3 protein-coding genes are annotated in these 1,812 nt (G+C 64.3%); all 3 read left to right on the forward strand.

What is annotated here, in order from left to right; translation table 11 throughout:
* The coding region (locus EOA24_RS36550; protein WP_189354540.1) for a PD-(D/E)XK nuclease family protein at positions 1-935 on the forward strand (935 nt) is incomplete at its 5' end.
* A gap of 74 nt (positions 936-1,009) precedes the next feature.
* On the forward strand, positions 1,010-1,333 hold the full coding sequence (gene trxA, locus EOA24_RS36555) for a thioredoxin (RefSeq protein ID WP_112129004.1): 324 nt from the start codon (positions 1,010-1,012) through the stop codon (positions 1,331-1,333).
* A gap of 128 nt (positions 1,334-1,461) precedes the next feature.
* Positions 1,462-1,743, forward strand: coding sequence for a cupin domain-containing protein (locus tag EOA24_RS36560; RefSeq protein WP_126080115.1), 282 nt, complete (start codon positions 1,462-1,464; stop codon positions 1,741-1,743).
* The last annotated feature ends 69 nt before the right edge of the window (positions 1,744-1,812 follow it).

Raw genomic sequence — 1,812 nt, forward strand, 5'->3', positions numbered from 1 at the left:
ACGAATACCGGCGGCTGCTCTATGTCGGCATGACGCGCGCCGAGGACCGGCTGATCGTCTGCGGCTATCACGGCAAGCGGCAGCCCAGCCCCGGCACCTGGCATTCGATCGTCAGCCGCGCGCTGCTGGGCGCGCCCGAGAGTTCCGAGCGGCGGCATCCGGCGACGGCCGATGTGGCGGTGCATCGCTTCCATAAGACGAAACTACCGCCGGTTGCGCTGGCGGAGGGCGAAGCCGAGCATCCAATCGAGCATCTTGCGCCGCTGCCGGACACCCTGTTCCGACCATTGCCGCCCTATGAGGAGCTGCCGCGTCCGCTTTCGCCCTCCGGCGCCTCGGCGCTGATCGAGGAAGCGAACGACGCTATTCCCGATACGCGCTCGCCGGTGCTCGACGCTGCCGCCGAGCCCGGCTTCGCGGTCGTGCGCGGCCTTGCCTTGCACAAATTGCTGCAGATGCTGCCCGGCATCGCCGAGACGGAAAGGCACGGTGCGGCCGAGCGCTATCTCGCGCGCGCCGGCGCAGATTGGCCAGATGGTGAGCGCGACAGGGCGTTGGACGCGGTGCTCTCCATCCTTTCCGACGACCGCTTCGGCGCGTTGTTCTCGCCGTCGTCCCGCGCGGAAGTCGCGATCATGGGCAGTCTGGAGGTGAAGGGCAGGCTGCGTTCCATCTCCGGCAAGATCGACCGGCTGGCCGTCAGCCCGGAAAAGGTGTCGATCGTCGACTACAAGACCAACCGGCCGGCTCCCAAAGACCTGGCCGAAGTGCCGCCGGCCTATGTGCTGCAGCTTGCGCTCTACCGCGCGCTGCTTGAGCCGCTCTATCCGGGACGCGAGGTGACGGCGGCGCTGCTCTTTACCGAGGCACTGCGGCTGATCGAGCTGCCTGCAAGGGCCATGGCCGATGCCCTTGCCCGACTCACGGGAGCGTGACACAAGAACTGCTTGAACATCGCCGCCACAACCACCACATTTGGTGCAACCCGAGTTTTCGAAAGGATTTCAGCATGGCCACCGTCAAGGTCGACAATGGCAATTTCCAGGCCGATGTGCTCAATGCCAAGGAGCCGGTCGTGGTGGATTTCTGGGCCGAGTGGTGCGGCCCGTGCAAGATGATCGGCCCGTCCCTGGAAGAGATCGCCAAGGAACTCGGCTCGAAGGTGAAGATCGCCAAGCTCAACATCGATGAGAATCCGGAGCTTGCCGCGCAGTTTGGCGTGCGTTCGATCCCGACGCTGATGATCTTCAAGGGCGGCGAAGTGGCCGACATGAAGGTGGGCGCCGCGCCGAAGACCGCGCTGTCGCACTGGATCAACGGCGCCATCGCCTGAGCCATTCGGATATCCAAGGAACAAGCCCGGCCATCGCGCCGGGCTTTTCTTTGGCGCCATCGCTCATGGCGCCCTGGCCCTGACGTTCGCGCCCGCCATCTCCTCTTCTACAGGAAAAGGAGAACGCCATGACCGGAACAGCCAAGGCCACAGTCCATGTCGACAATGAGCGGGTGATCGTCACCGAGTACCGCTTCGCGCCCGGCGCCAACACCGGCTGGCACCGCCATGGCCACGACTATGTCGTCGTGCCGCTGATGGACGGCAAGGTGAGGCTGGTGACCAACGACGGCGAATCCTTCGCCGAAATGAAGAAGGGAGCGCCCTATTTCCGCCGCGAGGGCGTTGAGCACGACGTCATCAACGCCAATGACGGCGAATACGCTTTTATAGAGATCGAGCTGAAGTAGGCTTGGGTCACCAGTCGGCGACGCGATCGCCGCCGGTGAACTGCGCGCTTTTTGCGGTGTATTCGAACC

This window comes from Mesorhizobium sp. M2A.F.Ca.ET.039.01.1.1 (genome assembly GCF_003998035.1).
Lineage (GTDB): Bacteria > Pseudomonadota > Alphaproteobacteria > Rhizobiales > Rhizobiaceae > Mesorhizobium.